Here is a 15,967-nt window from a genome sequence, read left to right as displayed (position 1 = left end):
CCAGCGGGCCTTCGTCCTCGCCCCCTGGCACGACGTGGACCCCGCCGCCGAGCTGCCCGGCCAGGGCGCGGTCGCCGGTCTGCTCTCCGCCGTCACCCGCGAGGGAGTCGCGCCCCGCGCGGATCTGGAACTCCGACTGCCCGAGTAGTCGTTAAGGTCGACAACGACCACGGGCCCGGCACGGTCCGGGGGGACCTGAAGGGACACCGTGAAACAGCTTCGCATCAGGGTGCTGGCAGGCGTGTTCGTCGTCGCCGGAGTCCTGTCCTGGGCCGGCGCGCGCCTCTGGAACTCGCTCGGCACCCTGCCCGGCGTACCGGTGGCCGCGCCCATCGTGCTCGCACTGATCGCCGTGGTCCTGTTCGCCACGGCGCTCTCCCTGCGCGCCCGCCTCAAGGCCCAGCGCGAGCGCCGCCCCGACGCCAAGGGCGTCGACCCGATGATGGCCGCCCGCGCGGTGGTCTTCGCCCACGCCAGCGCGCTGGTCGCCGCCCTGGTCAGCGGTGTCTACGGGGGCACCGGCGTCCTCCTGCTGGAGCTCCTCGACATCCCCGCCCGCCGCGACCAGGCCATCTACGCCGGCTTCTCCGTCCTCGCCGGTTTCGCGGTCATAGCGGCCGCCCTCCTCCTGGAACGCGTCTGCCGCCTCCCCGAGGACGACGACACCCCGCCCACCGGCACAGAACCGGCGGCCTGAGGGGCCGCCGGTCCGCCGGTTGGAGTGGGGTGGACAGGCGCGCGGGTCAGCGCGCCATGATGAGGCTCATCGCCTCGTTGCGCGTCGTCGCGTCCCGGAGCTGGCCGCGCACCGCCGAGGTGATGGTCTTCGCGCCCGGCTTGCGGATGCCGCGCATGGACATGCACATGTGCTCGCACTCGATCACGACGATCACGCCGCGCGGCTCGAGTATCTCCATCAGCGAGTCCGCGATCTGGGTGGTGAGCCGCTCCTGCACCTGCGGGCGGCGCGCGTACACGTCCACCAGTCGGGCGAGCTTCGACAGGCCCGTGATCTTCCCCGTGACCGCGGGGATGTAGCCCACGTGCGCCACGCCCCGGAAGGGGACCAGGTGATGCTCACAGGTGCTGTAGACCTCGATGTCCTTCACCAGGACCATCTCGTCGTGCCCGAGGTCGAACGTCGTGGTGAGCACGTCCTCCGGGCGCTGCCGCAGCCCGGAGAAGATCTCCCGGTACGCCCGTGCCACCCGTGCCGGGGTTTCGAGGAGGCCCTCGCGGTCGGGGTCCTCGCCGACGGCTATCAGGAGCTCGCGGACGGCGTTCTCGGCGCGTTTCTCGTCGAACTCGCCGATGGTGCCGTCTCCGGCCAGCGTCACGGGGTCGGTCATGTGGTGCCTCGTTCCTGTGCGTCCAGCGCGCGGGCATGGTGAAATGCCGCGCCCCCCAGGCTAGAACCCGGGGGGCGCGGCATACATTCCGGCCACTGGCCGGAGGGAGCGTCAGCTCTCGGTGCGGTCCTCGGGGGACGGCTCCGGGACCGGACCGTGCTCGGTCGTCGTGGACTTGACCGTGCTGATCGCGGGCGTCGAGCCGTTCGCACCGTTGGTCAGTGCCAGCTCCCGGGGGGAGAGCACCGGCGGGCGGGTGGACGGCGTACGCCGCGAGGAGCCGGTCCAGGCCGGACGCGGCGGGCGCTTGTGGATCGACGCGAAGATCTCGGCGATCTCCTCCTTGCCCAGGGTCTCCTTCTCCAGGAGCGCCAGGACCAGGTTGTCGAGCACGTCCCGGTTCTCGACCAGGATCTCCCACGCCTCGTTGTGCGCGGTCTCGATGAGCTTCTTGACCTCTTCGTCGACCAGCCCGGCGACCTCTTCCGAGTAGTCGCGCTGGTGCGACATCTCACGGCCGAGGAAGGGCTCGGAGTTGTCGCCGCCGAACTTGATGGCGCCGAGCCGCTCGGTCATGCCGTACTGGGTGACCATCGCGCGGGCCACGTTGGTGGCCTTCTCGATGTCGTTCGCCGCGCCGGTGGTCGGGTCGTGGAAGACCAGTTCCTCCGCCGCTCGTCCGCCCAGCATGTAGGCGAGCTGGTCGAGCATCTCGTTGCGCGAGGTCGAGTACTTGTCCTCGTCCGGGAGCACCATCGTGTAGCCCAGGGCACGGCCGCGGGACAGGATGGTGATCTTGTGGACGGGGTCGGAGTTCGGCGAGGCCGCCGCGACCAGGGCGTGTCCGCCCTCGTGGTACGCGGTGATCTTCTTCTCCTTGTCCGACATGATCCGGGTCCGCTTCTGCGGGCCCGCGACCACACGATCGATCGCCTCGTCCAGCGCCTTGTTGTCGATCAGCTTCTGGTCGCTGCGCGCGGTGAGCAGCGCGGCCTCGTTGAGCACGTTGGCCAGGTCGGCGCCGGTCATGCCGGGGGTCCGGCGGGCGACGGCGGCCAGGTCGACGTCGGGCGCGACCGGCTTGCCCTTCTGGTGGACCTTGAGGATCTCCAGGCGGCCCTGGAGGTCCGGCGGGTCGACCGCGATCTGCCGGTCGAAACGACCGGGACGCAGCAGGGCCGGGTCCAGGATGTCGGGCCGGTTCGTGGCGGCGATCAGGATGACGCCACCCTTCACGTCGAAGCCGTCCATCTCGACCAGGAGCTGGTTCAGGGTCTGCTCGCGCTCGTCGTGACCGCCGCCGAGCCCGGCACCACGGTGCCGGCCGACCGCGTCGATCTCGTCGACGAAGACGATCGCCGGGGCGTTCGCCTTGGCCTGCTCGAACAGGTCGCGCACCCGGGAGGCACCGACACCGACGAACATCTCGACGAAGTCGGAACCGGAGATCGAGTAGAAGGGCACCCCGGCCTCGCCCGCGACGGCACGCGCCAGCAGGGTCTTGCCGGTACCCGGGCGGCCGTACAGCAGCACGCCCTTGGGGATCTTGGCGCCGACTGCCTGGAACTTGGCCGGCTCCTGGAGGAACTCCTTGATCTCGTGGAGCTCCTCGACGGCCTCGTCACAGCCGGCGACGTCGGAGAAGGTGGTCTTCGGCGTGTCCTTGGTGATGAGCTTCGCCTTGGACTTGCCGAAGTTCATGACCCGCGAACCACCGCCCTGCATCTGGTTCATCAGGAACAGGAACACGACCACGATCAGGACGAAGGGCAGCAGGGTGAGCAGCACGCCGACGAACGGGCTCTGCTTCGAGGGAGAGACGGTGTATCCCTCGGTGATCTGCTTGTCCTGGTACTTGTTCTGCAGCGTCTGCGCCAGTGCCACGCCCTGGTCGCCGATGTAGCTCGCCTGGATCTTCGAGCTGTCCTTGACCTTGACGCCGTCCTTGAGCGTGACCTTGATGGTCTGCTCGTCACCGGTGGTCAGCTTGGCCGACTTGATCTTGTTGTCGTTGATCGCCGCAACGACCTGGCCGGTGTCCACCGTCTTGTAGCCGCCGGAATTGCCGACGACCTGCATCAACACGACCACGGCAAGGACGGCCAGCACGATCCACATGACCGGCCCACGGAAGTATCGCTTCACGTCCATCCACACGGAGCGGTGACGCCCCGTCCCTCCTGCCATAGTGAGTTTGATAAGACAGTTCTTCTGACGGTACCCCAGCCTCGTCGTCCGCAGCCGCACTCGGCGGCCCGGACGGACCACGGCCCGTCTTCCAATGCTCCAACGTCACGGAGCCCGCCGGGGTTCCCGATCTTCCCCGGCGGTGTGCGCCGCGCGGGTCAGCCGCCGTAGACGTGGGGCGCGAGCGTACCGACGAACGGGAGGTTCCGGTACTTCTCGGCGTAGTCCAGGCCGTAGCCGACCACGAACTCGTTCGGGATGTCGAAGCCGACCCACTCCACGTCGATGGAGACCTTGGCGGCGTCCGGCTTGCGCAGCAGCGTGCACACCTTCAGGGAGGCGGGCTCGCGCGAGCCGAGGTTGTTGATCAGCCAGGACAGGGTCAGCCCGGAGTCGATGATGTCCTCGACGATCAGGACGTGCCGTCCCTTGATGTCGGTGTCGAGGTCCTTGAGGATGCGGACGACACCGGAGGACTGGGTGCCCGCGCCGTAGGAGGACACGGCCATCCAGTCCATGGTGACGGGGGTGGACAGCGCACGCGCCAGGTCCGCCATGACCATGACGGCGCCCTTGAGGACACCGACGATCAGCAGGTCCTTGCCCGCGTACTCCGCGTCGATCTTCGCGGCCAGGTCGGCCAGCTTCGCGTCGATCTCTTCCTTGGTGATGAGTACCCGCTGGAGGTCGGCACCCATGTCTTTCGCGTCCACCCGCATCACTTTCGGTCGTCCCGCATTTACGGCCGCGCCGGCGGCCACCGGCAGGCCCGGCCCGTCGGAGTCGGGCTCCGGGGGTCGGGATTTCAGCCTTGCCGAATCACCAGTCTGCCACCCTGCCGCCGGGCGACGACCTTGCCCGGCAGATTGATGGCTCCCTGGCCGCGCCAGCCGGTGATCAGGCGGTCCATCTCCTCGATGTGCCGGGCGAAGAGCGAACCGGCCGGAGCGCCCGCCTCGATGGCGGCCCGGCGCAGCACCCGGCGGCGCACGGCGGGCGGCAGCGCGTAGAGCTTGGCGCACTCCAGCATGCCCTCCGCGTCCCGTACGGAGGACTCGGCCTGGCCGGCCCAGGCGTCCAGGGCGTCGGCGTCGTCGCGGGAGAGCTGGGCGGTGCGGGCGAGCGCCTCCACGACGCCCTTGCCGAGCGCCTTCTCCAGCGCGGGCAGGCCCTCGTGGCGCAGCCGGGAGCGGGTGTAGGCCGGGTCGGTGTTGTGCGGGTCGTCCCAGACGGGCAGCGACTGGACCAGGCACGCCTTGCGGGCGGTCTGCCGGTCGAGCTGGAGGAACGGGCGCCGGTAACGGCCGTCGGCCCCCGAGACCGCGGCCATGCCGGACAGGGAGCGGATGCCGGAGCCGCGGGCGAGGCCGAGCAGGACGGTCTCGGCCTGGTCGTCCCGGGTGTGGCCGAGCAGGACGGCTGCGGCGCCGTGGCGTTCGGCGGCCGCGTCCAGGGCGGCGTACCGGGCGTCCCTCGCGGCTGCCTCGGGGCCGCCGTCGCGGCCCACGGTGACGGCGACGGACTCGACGGGCGCGAGGCCGAGTTCGCCCAGTCTGAGGGCGACCTCCTCGGCGCGCAGGGCGGAGCCGGGCTGGAGGCCGTGGTCGACGGTGACGCCGCCGGCGCGCAGGCCGAGGCGGGGGGCCTCGAAGGCGAGGGCGGAGGCGAGCGCCATGGAGTCGGCGCCGCCGGAGCAGGCGACGAGGACGAGCGGCGCGGTGACGGGGACGGGGCCCCGGTGGCGCTGCGCGGTGCTCGGCCCGCCGGTTCGGTGGGCGACGGCGACGGCACCGTGGCCGCTGCCGCCGTGGGCGGTGCTGCCGTGGGCGGTGCTGCCGTGCTCGGCGGCCTGGCCGGTGGCGATGTCGTGGAGGACGCGGCGGACCGCCAGGCGTATCGCCGCGACCGCGGGATGGGGACCCATGTCCGGTTCCCTTCATGAAGTTTCGGGGGACGAGCCCGAAGTCCGGTCACTCAGAGTGCGTCGATGGTGACAGAAGCGGGCCCTTCCCCGAGCATTGCACGCCTACGCATGGCTGACGGTCCCTCGGACGGGTGATTGGAGGGGCGTTTCCCTGCCGTCCGTCCGGTCTCAGGGTTCAGTCGTGCGGTGCACGCGCGCGACCCAGCCGGCCGGGTCGGAGATCTCGGCCTTGGTGGGCAGCGTGTTGGGCGAGGTCCACACCCGGTTGAAGCCGTCCATGCCGACCTCGTCGACGACCGCGCGGACGAAGCGCTCGCCGTCGCGGTACTGGCGCAGCTTGGCGTCGAGCCCGAGGAGCTTGCGCAGCGCGAGGTCGAGGCGGGAGGCGCCCTTGGCCCGGCGCTGCTGGAACTTCTCGCGGATCTCGGCGACGCTCGGCACGACCTCGGGGCCGACGCCGTCCATGACGAAGTCGGCGTGCCCCTCCAGCAGGGACATGACGGCGGTGAGACGGCCGAGGATCTCCCGCTGGGCCGGGCTCTGGACCAGTTCCACCAGCGAGCGTCCGCCGTCCTCCTGCTCGCCCTCGGGGCGGCCCCCGGCGAGCGACTGGGCGGCGTCCCGGATGCGTTCGAGGAACGTCATCGGGTCGACTTCGGTCTCCGCGAGGAACGCCTGGATCTCGCCCTCCAGGTGGTCGCGGAGCCAGGGCACGGCGGTGAACTGGGTGCGGTGGGTCTCCTCGTGCAGGCACACCCAGAGCCGGAAGTCGTGGGGGTCCACCTCGAGTTCGCGCTCCACGTGCACGATGTTCGGCGCGACGAGCAGCAGCCGGCCGCCTCCGCCGGGCGCGGTGCCGGCGGGCAGGTCGGGGGCGGCGGGGGCGAAGGTCTCGTACTGGCCGAGGACACGGGAGGACAGGAACGACAGCAGCATGCCGAGTTCCACGCCGGTCACCTTGCCGCCGACGGCTCCGAGGACGGCGTTGCCCGCGCCGGGGCCGCGGCGCTCGTGCATCTTGTCGAGCAGCGGCCTCAGCAGCTCCCGGAACCCGGCGACGTTGGCCCGCACCCAGCCGGGCCGGTCGACGACCAGTACGGGGGTGTCGTGGACGTCCTCGGTCCCCATGCGGGTGAAGGCGCGGACGTGTTCCTCGGAGACCTTGGCGTGCCGGCGCAGCTCGGCCACCACCGCCCTGGCCTCGTCCCTGGTGATCTCCGGCCCCGGCCGCACGAGCCGCGTCGCGGTCGCCACCGCGAGGTTCCAGTCGACCATCCCCTGAGAAGCGGTGCCACCGAAGCTCGTCATGCGTCAACCGTACGTGAGCCCCCGCCGTCGGGGCAGTCCGCGAACCGGGCCGGGCCGGGGCTCCGGGTCCGGCCCGGCCGGCTGCGCGGACCCCCGCCCGGCCGGACCCCCGGGGAACGGCGGGGGGCTAGGGCCTCTCGTTTGGATCTTGCCGGGCTCGCGGGGTCTGGCCTGATCCAAACGAAAGACCCTAGCCGCAGCCGCAGCCGGCCAGAGTGGTCGCCGTGTGGTCCAGGGCGGACTGGGCGGACTGGGGGTCGGTGGTGCCCGAGGTGAGGAAGGCGAAGGTGAGGAGGCGGCCGTCCTTGGTGACAACCGTGCCGGCGAGGGAGTTGACGCCGGTCAGCGTGCCGGTCTTGGCGCGGATGAGGCCGGCCGCGCCGCCGTCGGCGTAGCGCTCGGCGAGGGTGCCGGTGAAGCCGCCGACGGGCAGGCCGGTGAGGACGGGGCGCAGGCCGGGCCGGGTGGGGTCGGCGGCGGTGGCGAGCAGCGAGGTCAGGAGGTCGGCGGTGAGCCGGTCGTCCCGGTCGAGCCCGCTGCCGTCGTGGAAGGAGGCGCCGCGCATCGGCAGTCCGAGCTTGGCCAGCCGGGCGGCGACGGCCTTGGCGCCGCCCGCGAAGCTGCCGGGCTGCCCGGAGGCGAGGGCGGTCTGCCGGGCCAGCGCCTCGGCGATGTCGTTGTCGCTGTTGGTCAGCATCCGCTCGACCACGTCGGACAGCGGGGGCGAGGAGACGGAGGCGAGGGTCGTCGCGCGGGAGGTGGCCTTGGAGGGGCCGGGCGGGGTCGCCTTGATGCCCGCCTCCTTCAGCAGCCCCGCGAAGGTGCGGGCGGCCTCGGCGGCCGGGTCGGCCACGCGGGTCACCGGTCCGCTGCTGGAGTTGTCCGTGCGGCCCTCGTCCGCGGTGAGGGCGGTGACCTCGGCGAGGTTGTCGTTGACGCCGATGGGGTGCCGCGAGGGACCGGTGTAGAGCGTCGTGTCGTAGGACAGCGTGACCTTCTCGACGCCCCGCTTCTTCAGCGCGGCGGCGGTGCCGGCGGCGAGGGTGCGCAGGCTCGCCCACCCGCCGCTCGCCTTGTGCGCGGTGAGGGTGGGGTCGCCGCCGCCGACCAGGACCAGTTCGCGGGTGTCGGGGTCGAGGGCGGTCCGGGTGGTCAGCCGGTGGTCGGGGCCGAGCGCGGAGAGCGCGGCCACCGCGGTGGCGATCTTGGTGGTGGAGGCGGGCGTGAACGCCTGGTCGGAGTGGGTCCCGTAGAGGCGGCTCCCGGTGGTCACGTCCACGACGGCCGCGGCCTGGCCCTCGCCGAGGGCGGGGTCGGCCAGCAGGGGGCCCAGGACGCCCGCGACGCCGCTCGGCGGCATCTTGCCGGACTTCGCGGGCTCCGCGGCGCCACCGAGCGCACGCAGCACGGGCGGAGCGCTCGGTGCGGACTCGGGGCCGCCTCCCTCGGGGCCGCCGCCGTCGTGATCTGCGCCACGTGCGAGCGTGAGGGCGACCGCGCGGTCCCGCTCGGCCGTACGCTGACCCGCGCCGTCGAAGGGGCCGGCCACGGCCACTGCGCCGGCGGCCAGTGCCAGTCCGGCGGTGGCCGCCGAGGCGGTGAAGTACCAGGTCCGAGAGGGCCTGGGACCGGACCGGCCGGGTCCGGGACGCAGGGTGGACGTCAACCGGGCGAGACGCGGTTTCACGACGGACGCGGTGTGCGCCAGACTCGGTGGTAGGGCGTCCGCGAGCCGCTTCACACGCGGTCCCACGGACCGCAAAGGTCCCAGCTCCGGCACGACCACCAGCCCCTTTCGCGATCACACTCCTGCGTGAGGGACACTTAATCACCAGAACTATGCGCTGATCATGGAGGAGCCACCGGTGGAGTTCGACGTCACGATCGAGATCCCGAAGGGTTCGCGGAACAAGTACGAGGTGGACCACGAGACCGGTCGGATCCGCCTGGACCGTCGCCTCTTCACCTCGACCGCCTACCCGACCGACTACGGATTCGTCGAGAACACGCTCGGCGAGGACGGCGACCCGCTGGACGCGCTCGTCATCCTGGACGAGCCCACGTTCCCGGGCTGCCTGATCCGCTGCCGCGCGATCGGCATGTTCCGCATGACCGACGAGGCCGGCGGCGACGACAAGCTGCTGTGCGTCCCGTCGACGGACCCGCGCGTGGAGCACCTGCGCGACATCCACCACGTGTCGGAGTTCGACCGCCTGGAGATCCAGCACTTCTTCGAGGTCTACAAGGACCTGGAGCCGGGCAAGTCGGTCGAGGGCGCCAACTGGGTGGGCCGCCAGGAGGCCGAGGCGGAGATCGAGCGCTCGTACAAGCGCCTGGAGGAGCAGGGCGGTCACTGACCTGCCGTTCCGCGTCGAGCGGGCCGCGCCGCCCCGGTGGGGGCGGTGCGGCCCGCTCGCGCGTTCACGCGCATACTGAGGCGTAATCGGAAGGTGTCGTTCAGGGAGCGGTGCGAGGTGTCGGAGGCGGAGGACCGCAAGCCCCGGTCGGACGAGGCGCGGGCCACGTTCGACCCGGAGATCACGTCCGAGTTCGCCATTCCTGAGGGACTCGCGGTCGCCAGGGGAAGCGGCGAGTCGGAGACGACGTCCGAGTTCGCCGTGCCCAAGGGGCTGGAGTCGGCGCAGGCGGAGACCGAACCGGAGGGCTCGGCGTTCAACACGCCGCGCACGTACAGCGCCAAGGACGCGCCGCCCGCGTTCACCCCCGCGACGGGCGTCCCGATGCTCACGCTGGTCACGGACGCGCCCTGGCAGGACCGGATGCGCACGATGCTGCGCATGCCGGTGGCCGAGCGGCCGGCGCTGGAGCCGGTGGCGCGCTCCGAGGACGAGGGCCCCGCGGTCCCGCGCGTGCTCGACCTGACCCTGCGTATCGGCGAGCTGCTGCTCGCGGGCGGTGAGGGCGCCGAGGACGTGGAGGCCGCGATGTTCGCGGTGTGCCGGTCCTACGGGCTGGACCGCTGCGAGCCGACGGTGACCTTCACGCTGCTGTCGATCACCTATCAGCCCTCCCTGGTGGAGGACCCGGTGACGGCGTCCCGGACGGTCCGCAGGCGCGGCACCGACTACACCCGGCTGGCGGCCGTCTTCCGGCTGGTGGACGACATCACGGACCCCGAGACGCACCTCTCCCTGGAGGAGGCGTACCGCCGGCTGGCGGAGATGCGGCGCAACCGGCACCCCTACCCCGGCTGGGCGCTGACCATGGCCAGCGGCGGGCTGGCGGGCGCGGCCTCGGTGCTGGTCGGCGGTGACGCGATCGTGTTCGTCGCGGCCGCGCTGGGCGCGATGCTCGGCGACCGGCTGGCCTGGCTGCTGGCCGGGCGCGGGCTGCCGGAGTTCTACCAGTTCACGGTGGCCGCGATGCCGCCCGCCGCGATCGGCGTGGCGTTCGCGCTGGCGGACGTGGACGTGAAGGCGTCCGCGGTGGTCACCGGTGGACTCTTCGCGCTGCTGCCCGGGCGGGCGCTGGTGGCGGGCGTGCAGGACGGGCTGACGGGCTTCTACATCACCGCGTCGGCGCGGCTGCTGGAGGTCATGTACTTCTTCGTCGCCATCGTGATCGGCGTGCTGACGGTGCTGTACTTCGGCGTGCAGGTGGGCGGCGAGCTGAACCCGGACGCGACGCTGAACATCCCGTCCCGGCCGGTGCTGCAGATCCTGGCGTCCATGGTGCTGTCGCTGACCTTCGCGGTGCTGCTCCAGCAGGAGCGCTCCACCGTGCTGTGGGTGACGCTCAACGGCGGTGTCGCCTGGTCGGTGTACGGCGCGCTGCACACGGCGAACTTCTCGCCGGTGGCGTCCACGGCGGTCGCGGCCGGTCTGGTGGGCCTCTTCGGGCAGCTGCTGGCCCGCTATCAGTTCGCCTCCGCGCTGCCGTACACCACGGCCGCGATCGGGCCGCTGCTGCCCGGTTCGGCCACGTACTTCGGTCTGCTGTCCATCGCGCAGAGCCATGTGGACAAGGGACTGGTGTCGCTGGCCAAGGCCGTGTCCCTGGCCATGGCCATCGCCATCGGGGTCAACCTGGGTGCGGAGATCTCCCGGCTCACCCTGCGGATCGGCTCCCCCGGCAAGCGCCGGGCGGCCAAGCGGACCAGGGGCTTCTAGGGGCCTCGCCCCTACTGGGGGCGGTGGCCGCCCTGGTCGTACCCGTAGGGGTAGGGCTGCTGCGGGTGCTGGGGCCGCACGGGGCGTCCGTAGCCGTCGTACTGCGGCTGCTGCTGGGGCTGCTGTCCGTAGTAGGAGTCCTGCGGCTGGCCGTAGCCACCCTGTCCCTGACCCCCCTGACCCCCCTGACCGGGGTACCCCTGACCGCTCTGGGGCTGGTGGCCGTAGCCCTGCTGCCAGTGCTGCGGAGCCGGCTGCTGCTCGTACGGGCGCCCGTAGGGGTCCGCGTAGGGCTGGTCGGGCTCGATGCGGCGGAGCTGGGTCGTGGAGTGGTCCATGACCGGGGCCTGCGGCTGCTGCTCGTACGCGGGCTGCTCGGGGGCCTGCTGCTCGGCGCGCTTGTTCTTGCCGCGGGCGCGCAGGAACTCGATGGCGATCGGGATCACCGAGATGAGGACGATGAGGATGAGCATCGCCTCGATGTTGTCCTTGACGATGCCGATGTTGCCGAGCCAGGAGCCGAGCAGCGTCACCCCGGCGCCCCACAGCACACCGCCGATGACGTTGAAGGTCAGGAACGAGCGGTACCGCATCCCGCTGACGCCCGCGATGATCGGCGTGAAGGTGCGCACGATGGGCACGAAGCGGGCCAGGACCAGGGACTTGGGGCCGTACTTCTCGAAGAACTCGTGCGCCTTGGTGACGTTCTCCTGCTTGAACAGGCGCGAGTCGGGCCGGTTGAACAGCGACGGGCCGACCTTCTTGCCGAACATGTAGCCCGCCTGGTCGCCCAGGATCGCTGCGGCGCAGATCAGCGCGATCGCCCCCCACAGCGGGAAGTCGAGCTCGCCGGAGGTAATCAGCAGACCGGCGGTGAACAGCAGCGAGTCACCCGGCAGGAAGAAGCCGATGAGCAGGCCGGACTCGGCGAAGACGATGAGCAGCAGACCCCAGATGCTGTAGGTGTTCAGCAGGTGGTTGGGATCGAGCCAGCTCGGGCCGAGGGCGAGTGTCATCACGGGTCCGGGCTCCTGAGGGGGGAAGAGGGCGGCTGCGGCGGCTGCGATGTCCAGGTGTGGCCGCCCAAAGCTATCAACGCTTCGTGACGGGCCCGGGTTCCACCGGCCCTCCCAGAATGCACTGTGCGGCGACGGGGGCAAAGCTGTGCGTCATGGGACTCGAAGACTACGGCGGCGGCCAGGAGCCCGAGCCGGACGTACTGGTGGTGACGGCGAACGACGTGCCCGGCCGGCGGGTGGAACGGGTGCTGGGCGAGGTCTTCGGCCTCACCGTGCGCTCGCGGCATCTGGGCAGCCAGATCGGCGCCGGGCTGAAGGCGATGATCGGCGGCGAGCTGAAGGGGCTGACCAAGACCCTGGTGCAGACCCGTAACCAGGCCATGGAGCGCCTGGTGGAGCAGGCACGAGCGCGGGGGGCCAACGCCGTGGTCGCCTTCCGCTTCGACGTCACCGAGGCCGCCGACCTGGGCACCGAGGTCTGCGCCTACGGCACGGCGGTGGTCCTGGCCCGCGAGTGAGCCAGGACCGGTTGGCCTACCCCTCGTGCCGGTCGGCGTTGGCGGCGATGGCCGCGTTCAGGTGGGCGGCGACACCGGGGCCGAGGGCGTCGTAGTACGCGGTGAAGCGGGCGTCGGCGACGTACGTCTCCCCCAGACAGCGGTGTGCCGGGTAGGCGCATGCGTAGAACCAGCGGCCGATGTGGCGCCGGTGCTCCTCGGCGAGGTCCATCGCCGCCGGGTCGGCGGGCGGGACGCCGTCGGCCACCAGGGCGGCGTAACGGGCGTTCCAGTCGTCGGACTCCTCGCGCATCCGCTGCCAGTCGGCCTTGGTGTAGCGGGCGGTGCGGCGGCGGGACTCCGCGTACGCCTCGGTGTCGCCCCAGCGGCGCTCGGTCTCCTCGGCGTACTGCGCGGGGTCGTGGTCCCCGAAAACCTCGAAGCGTTCCTCGGGAGTGAGGTCGATGCCCATCGTGCGTGCCTCCATGGCGTGTTCCACGGCCGCCGCCATCCTGCTCAGCCGCTCGATCCGGGCGGTCAGCAGCTCGTGCTGCCGGCGTAGATGGGCGCGAGGGTCCGCGCCGGGATCGTCGAGCAGGGCGGCGACCTCGTCGAGCGGGAAACCGAGCTCGCGGTAGAACAGGATCTGCTGGAGCCGGTCGAGGTCGGCGTCGGCGTAGCGCCGGTGTCCGGCGTGCGTGCGTCCGCTGGGCACAAGCAGCCCGATCTCGTCGTAGTGGTGCAGGGTGCGCACCGTGATCCCGGCGAACCCCGCGACCTGTCCCACGGAGAAGCTCAACGTTCCTCGCTCCTTGTCGTCGGCTCTTGCCGTCGGCGGCGCCCGGTGCGCCGCCCGGTACACGCTCGGTCCTCACGCCGGGTGAGGTGCAAGGGGGCATGCCGTTCGGGATGTTGTGTCGGTTGTGTCCACTTATGGTGAGCCCGTGGCCCAGGACACCGCGCGGCAGCCGCCCCCGACCGCTCCCACGGCCCCGGCGCGGGCGCTGCTGCCTCTGATCCTGCCGTCCGTGACGGTGGGGATCATGACCAGCCTCGTCTTCGTCGGGGTGAGCACCGCGGCCGAGAAGCTCCAGCACGTGCTGTGGGGGCCGCTGCCGGACGCCCTGGGTGTGGGCCGGTACTCGGCGCTGTGGATGTTCGTGGTGCTGTTCGCGACCGGTGTCGCGGTCGGCCTGGTGGTGTGGAAGGTCCCCGGTCACGCCGGGCCCGACCCGGCCACCCTCGGCCTGGACGCTCCGGTGCTGCCGCCGAGGGTGCTGCCGGGGCTGGTGCTCGCGGTGGGCCTGATGCTGGCGGGCGGGCCGAGCCTCGGCCCGGAGAACCCGATCATCGCGGTCAACGTCGGGCTCGCCATGTGGTTCGGGCAGAAGCTGGTGCCCCGGACGCCGGACTCGCTGTGGCCGGTGCTGGCGGAGGCGGGCACCATCGGGGCGCTGTTCGGCACGCCGGTCGCGGCCGCGCTGGTGATCTCCGAGGCGCTGGCCGGACGCCCGCTGCGGGGACGGCTCTGGGACAACCTGTTCGCGCCGCTGACCGCCGCCGCCTGCGGCGCCATCACCACCACGCTGGTCGCCCGCCCCACCTTCGACCTGGGCCTGCCGCCCTTCGGCCACCCCCGCTGGAACGACGTGGTGGCCGCCCTGGTGATCGCCTCGGCGGCCGCGCTGCTCGGCATGTGCGCGGTCTACGTCTTCCCCTACGTGCACGCCGTCTTCCGCCGGCTGCGGCACCCGATGCTGATGCTCCCGGCGGGCGCGCTCGTACTGGGCGCGCTGGCGGCCGCGGGCGGCCATCTGACGCTGTTCAAGGGGCTCACCGAGGTCGGGGAGCTGGCGCGGAACCCCGGCGGCTGGTCGGCGGGCCAGTTCGCGGTGATGGCGGTGGTGAAGCTGGCCGCGCTGGTGGTGGCGGCCTCCTGCGGGTTCCGGGGCGGGCGGATCTTCCCGGCCGTGTTCATCGGGGCCGCGCTGGGCCTGTGCGCGCACGCGCTGGTCCCGGCCGTGCAGCCCGCGGTCGCGGTGGCCACGGGCGTGCTGGGCATGCTGCTGGCGATCACCCGGCAGGGCTGGGTGAGCCTCTTCACGGCCGCCGCGCTGGTCGCCTCCCCCGCCGTGCTCGCCCTGCTGTGCATCGCCTCGCTGCCCGCCTGGCTGCTGGTGACCGGGCGCCCGCAGATGCAGTTGCACGCGGACGGGACCCCGATCCGCTGAACCTTCCCTGCTATCCCCCTGATGGAGGCATGACCCATGGCGCTGCACCGAGGTTCCAGAAGGCACGGGGAACGCCACATATCCGTCAACCCGTTCTTCGGGGACGCCGACCCCGTGAGCGGGATGACCGAGGCCCCGCCGACCCACCGGATGCCGAAGAAGCCGCTGTCCCCGGCGACGGCCTACCAGGTGGTGCACGACGAACTCATGCTGGACGGCAACGCCCGGCTGAACCTGGCCACCTTCGTCACCACCTGGATGGAGCCGCAGGCCGGGGTGCTGATGACGGAGTGCCTGGACAAGAACATGATCGACAAGGACGAGTACCCGCGCACCGCCGAGCTGGAGCGGCGCTGCGTGGCGATCCTCGCCGACCTCTGGAACGCCCCCGACCCCTCGGCCGTGGTCGGCTGCTCCACCACCGGCTCCAGCGAGGCGTGCATGCTGGCCGGCATGGCGTTCAAGCGGCGCTGGTCCAAGCGGAACGCCGACCGGTATCCGGGCGCCCGCCCGAACCTGGTGATGGGCGTCAACGTCCAGGTCTGCTGGGAGAAGTTCTGCGACTACTGGGAGGTCGAGCCCCGGCTCGTCCCCATGGAGGGCGACCGCTTCCACCTCGACCCCCGCGCGGCGGCCGAGCTGTGCGACGAGAACACCATCGGGGTCGTCGGCGTCCTCGGCTCCACCTTCGACGGCTCCTACGAGCCCATCGCCGGCCTCTGCGCCGAGCTGGACGCCCTCCAAAAGCGCACCGGCCTCGACATCCCCGTCCACGTGGACGGGGCCTCGGGCGCGATGGTCGCCCCCTTCCTGGACGAGGACCTCGTCTGGGACTTCCGCCTCCCGCGCGTGGCCTCGATCAACACCTCGGGCCACAAGTACGGGCTGGTCTATCCCGGCGTCGGCTGGGCGCTGTGGCGGGACGCCGAGGCGCTCCCCGAGGAGCTGGTGTTCCGGGTGAACTACCTCGGCGGCGACATGCCCACCTTCGCGCTCAACTTCTCCCGCCCCGGCGCCCAGGTCGCGGCCCAGTACTACACGTTCCTGCGCCTGGGCCGGGAGGGCTACCAGGCGGTGCAGCGCTCGACCCGGAACGTGGCGACCTACCTCGCGGACGGGATCGAGGCGCTCGGGGACTTCCGCCTGCTCACCCGCGGCGACCAGCTCCCGGTGTTCGCCTTCACCACCGCCGACCACGTCACCGCGTACGACGTGTTCGACGTCTCCCGGCGGCTGCGCGAGTACGGCTGGCTGGTGCCCGCGTACACCTTCCCGCCGGACCGGGAGGACCTCTCCGTCCTGCGGGTGGTGTGCCGCAACGG

14 protein-coding genes and 1 pseudogene are annotated in these 15,967 nt (G+C 71.7%); 7 read left to right on the top strand and 8 right to left on the bottom strand.

Annotation, left to right across the window (positions count from 1 at the left end; translation table 11 throughout):
- Positions 1-148 (top strand): annotated as a pseudogene (locus CCN33_RS23755) (2-amino-4-hydroxy-6-hydroxymethyldihydropteridine diphosphokinase); the annotation flags it as partial.
- Between the two features lie 60 nt (positions 149-208).
- Positions 209-697 (top strand): DUF3180 domain-containing protein, encoded by a 489-nt coding sequence (locus CCN33_RS23750; protein WP_086695539.1) that lies wholly within the window; start codon positions 209-211, stop codon positions 695-697.
- Positions 698-743: 46 nt separating this feature from the next.
- Here the strand turns inward: CCN33_RS23750 and folE are convergent, their stop codons facing one another.
- The 6 genes from folE to dacB all read right to left on the bottom strand — a co-directional run bounded on the left by folE (position 744) and on the right by dacB (position 8,509).
- Positions 744-1,349 carry a GTP cyclohydrolase I FolE gene (gene folE / locus CCN33_RS23745; RefSeq protein WP_086695538.1) on the bottom strand — a complete coding sequence of 202 codons (606 nt, stop codon included), beginning with the start codon at positions 1,347-1,349 and terminating at the stop codon, positions 744-746.
- 111 nt (positions 1,350-1,460) lie between these two features.
- Positions 1,461-3,500 carry an ATP-dependent zinc metalloprotease FtsH gene (gene ftsH / locus CCN33_RS23740; protein ID WP_086695537.1) on the bottom strand — a complete coding sequence of 680 codons (2,040 nt, stop codon included), beginning with the start codon at positions 3,498-3,500 and terminating at the stop codon, positions 1,461-1,463.
- A gap of 194 nt (positions 3,501-3,694) precedes the next feature.
- On the bottom strand, positions 3,695-4,255 hold the full coding sequence (hpt, locus tag CCN33_RS23735; RefSeq protein WP_086695536.1) for a hypoxanthine phosphoribosyltransferase: 561 nt from the start codon (positions 4,253-4,255) through the stop codon (positions 3,695-3,697).
- An 86-nt stretch (positions 4,256-4,341) separates the two neighbouring features.
- Positions 4,342-5,460: a tRNA lysidine(34) synthetase TilS gene (gene tilS / locus CCN33_RS23730; RefSeq protein ID WP_086695535.1), complete on the bottom strand. Its 1,119-nt coding sequence runs from the start codon at positions 5,458-5,460 to the stop codon at positions 4,342-4,344.
- 168 nt (positions 5,461-5,628) lie between these two features.
- On the bottom strand, positions 5,629-6,768 hold the full coding sequence (locus CCN33_RS23725; RefSeq protein ID WP_086695534.1) for a zinc-dependent metalloprotease: 1,140 nt from the start codon (positions 6,766-6,768) through the stop codon (positions 5,629-5,631).
- Positions 6,769-6,958: 190 nt separating this feature from the next.
- Positions 6,959-8,509 (bottom strand): D-alanyl-D-alanine carboxypeptidase/D-alanyl-D-alanine endopeptidase, encoded by a 1,551-nt coding sequence (gene dacB / locus CCN33_RS23720; RefSeq protein WP_244173917.1) that lies wholly within the window; start codon positions 8,507-8,509, stop codon positions 6,959-6,961.
- A 124-nt stretch (positions 8,510-8,633) separates the two neighbouring features.
- Between dacB and CCN33_RS23715 the strand changes: the two genes are divergently transcribed.
- Together CCN33_RS23715 and CCN33_RS23710 are read left to right on the top strand one after the other, a co-directional pair.
- The gene (locus tag CCN33_RS23715) at positions 8,634-9,125 is read left to right on the top strand and encodes an inorganic diphosphatase (RefSeq protein ID WP_030811306.1); all 492 of its coding nucleotides are present in this window, start codon (positions 8,634-8,636) and stop codon (positions 9,123-9,125) included.
- 117 nt (positions 9,126-9,242) lie between these two features.
- Positions 9,243-10,898, top strand: coding sequence for a threonine/serine exporter family protein (locus tag CCN33_RS23710; RefSeq protein ID WP_086695532.1), 1,656 nt, complete (start codon positions 9,243-9,245; stop codon positions 10,896-10,898).
- An 11-nt stretch (positions 10,899-10,909) separates the two neighbouring features.
- On the opposite strand, the gene CCN33_RS23705 is transcribed toward CCN33_RS23710, so the two are convergent.
- Positions 10,910-11,917 carry a DedA family protein gene (locus CCN33_RS23705; protein WP_086695531.1) on the bottom strand — a complete coding sequence of 336 codons (1,008 nt, stop codon included), beginning with the start codon at positions 11,915-11,917 and terminating at the stop codon, positions 10,910-10,912.
- A 152-nt stretch (positions 11,918-12,069) separates the two neighbouring features.
- Between CCN33_RS23705 and CCN33_RS23700 the strand changes: the two genes are divergently transcribed.
- A complete protein-coding gene (locus CCN33_RS23700) occupies positions 12,070-12,435 on the top strand; it encodes a YbjQ family protein (RefSeq protein ID WP_086695530.1) in 366 nt (121 codons plus the stop codon).
- A gap of 16 nt (positions 12,436-12,451) precedes the next feature.
- On the opposite strand, the gene CCN33_RS23695 is transcribed toward CCN33_RS23700, so the two are convergent.
- Positions 12,452-13,213 (bottom strand): MerR family transcriptional regulator, encoded by a 762-nt coding sequence (locus tag CCN33_RS23695; protein WP_086695529.1) that lies wholly within the window; start codon positions 13,211-13,213, stop codon positions 12,452-12,454.
- 145 nt (positions 13,214-13,358) lie between these two features.
- On the opposite strand from CCN33_RS23695, the gene CCN33_RS23690 reads away from it, so the two are divergent.
- Both CCN33_RS23690 and gad read left to right on the top strand, forming a co-directional pair.
- Positions 13,359-14,645: an ion channel protein gene (locus CCN33_RS23690; protein WP_086695528.1), complete on the top strand. Its 1,287-nt coding sequence runs from the start codon at positions 13,359-13,361 to the stop codon at positions 14,643-14,645.
- Between the two features lie 36 nt (positions 14,646-14,681).
- The coding region (gad, locus tag CCN33_RS23685; RefSeq protein ID WP_086695527.1) for a glutamate decarboxylase at positions 14,682-15,967 on the top strand (1,286 nt) is incomplete at its 3' end.

It is taken from the genome of Streptomyces recifensis, from assembly GCF_002154615.1.
GTDB lineage: Bacteria > Actinomycetota > Actinomycetes > Streptomycetales > Streptomycetaceae > Streptomyces > Streptomyces griseoluteus.
The sequence above is the reverse complement of the archived record's forward strand: the minus strand, read 5'-3'. Positions and strand labels throughout refer to the sequence as shown.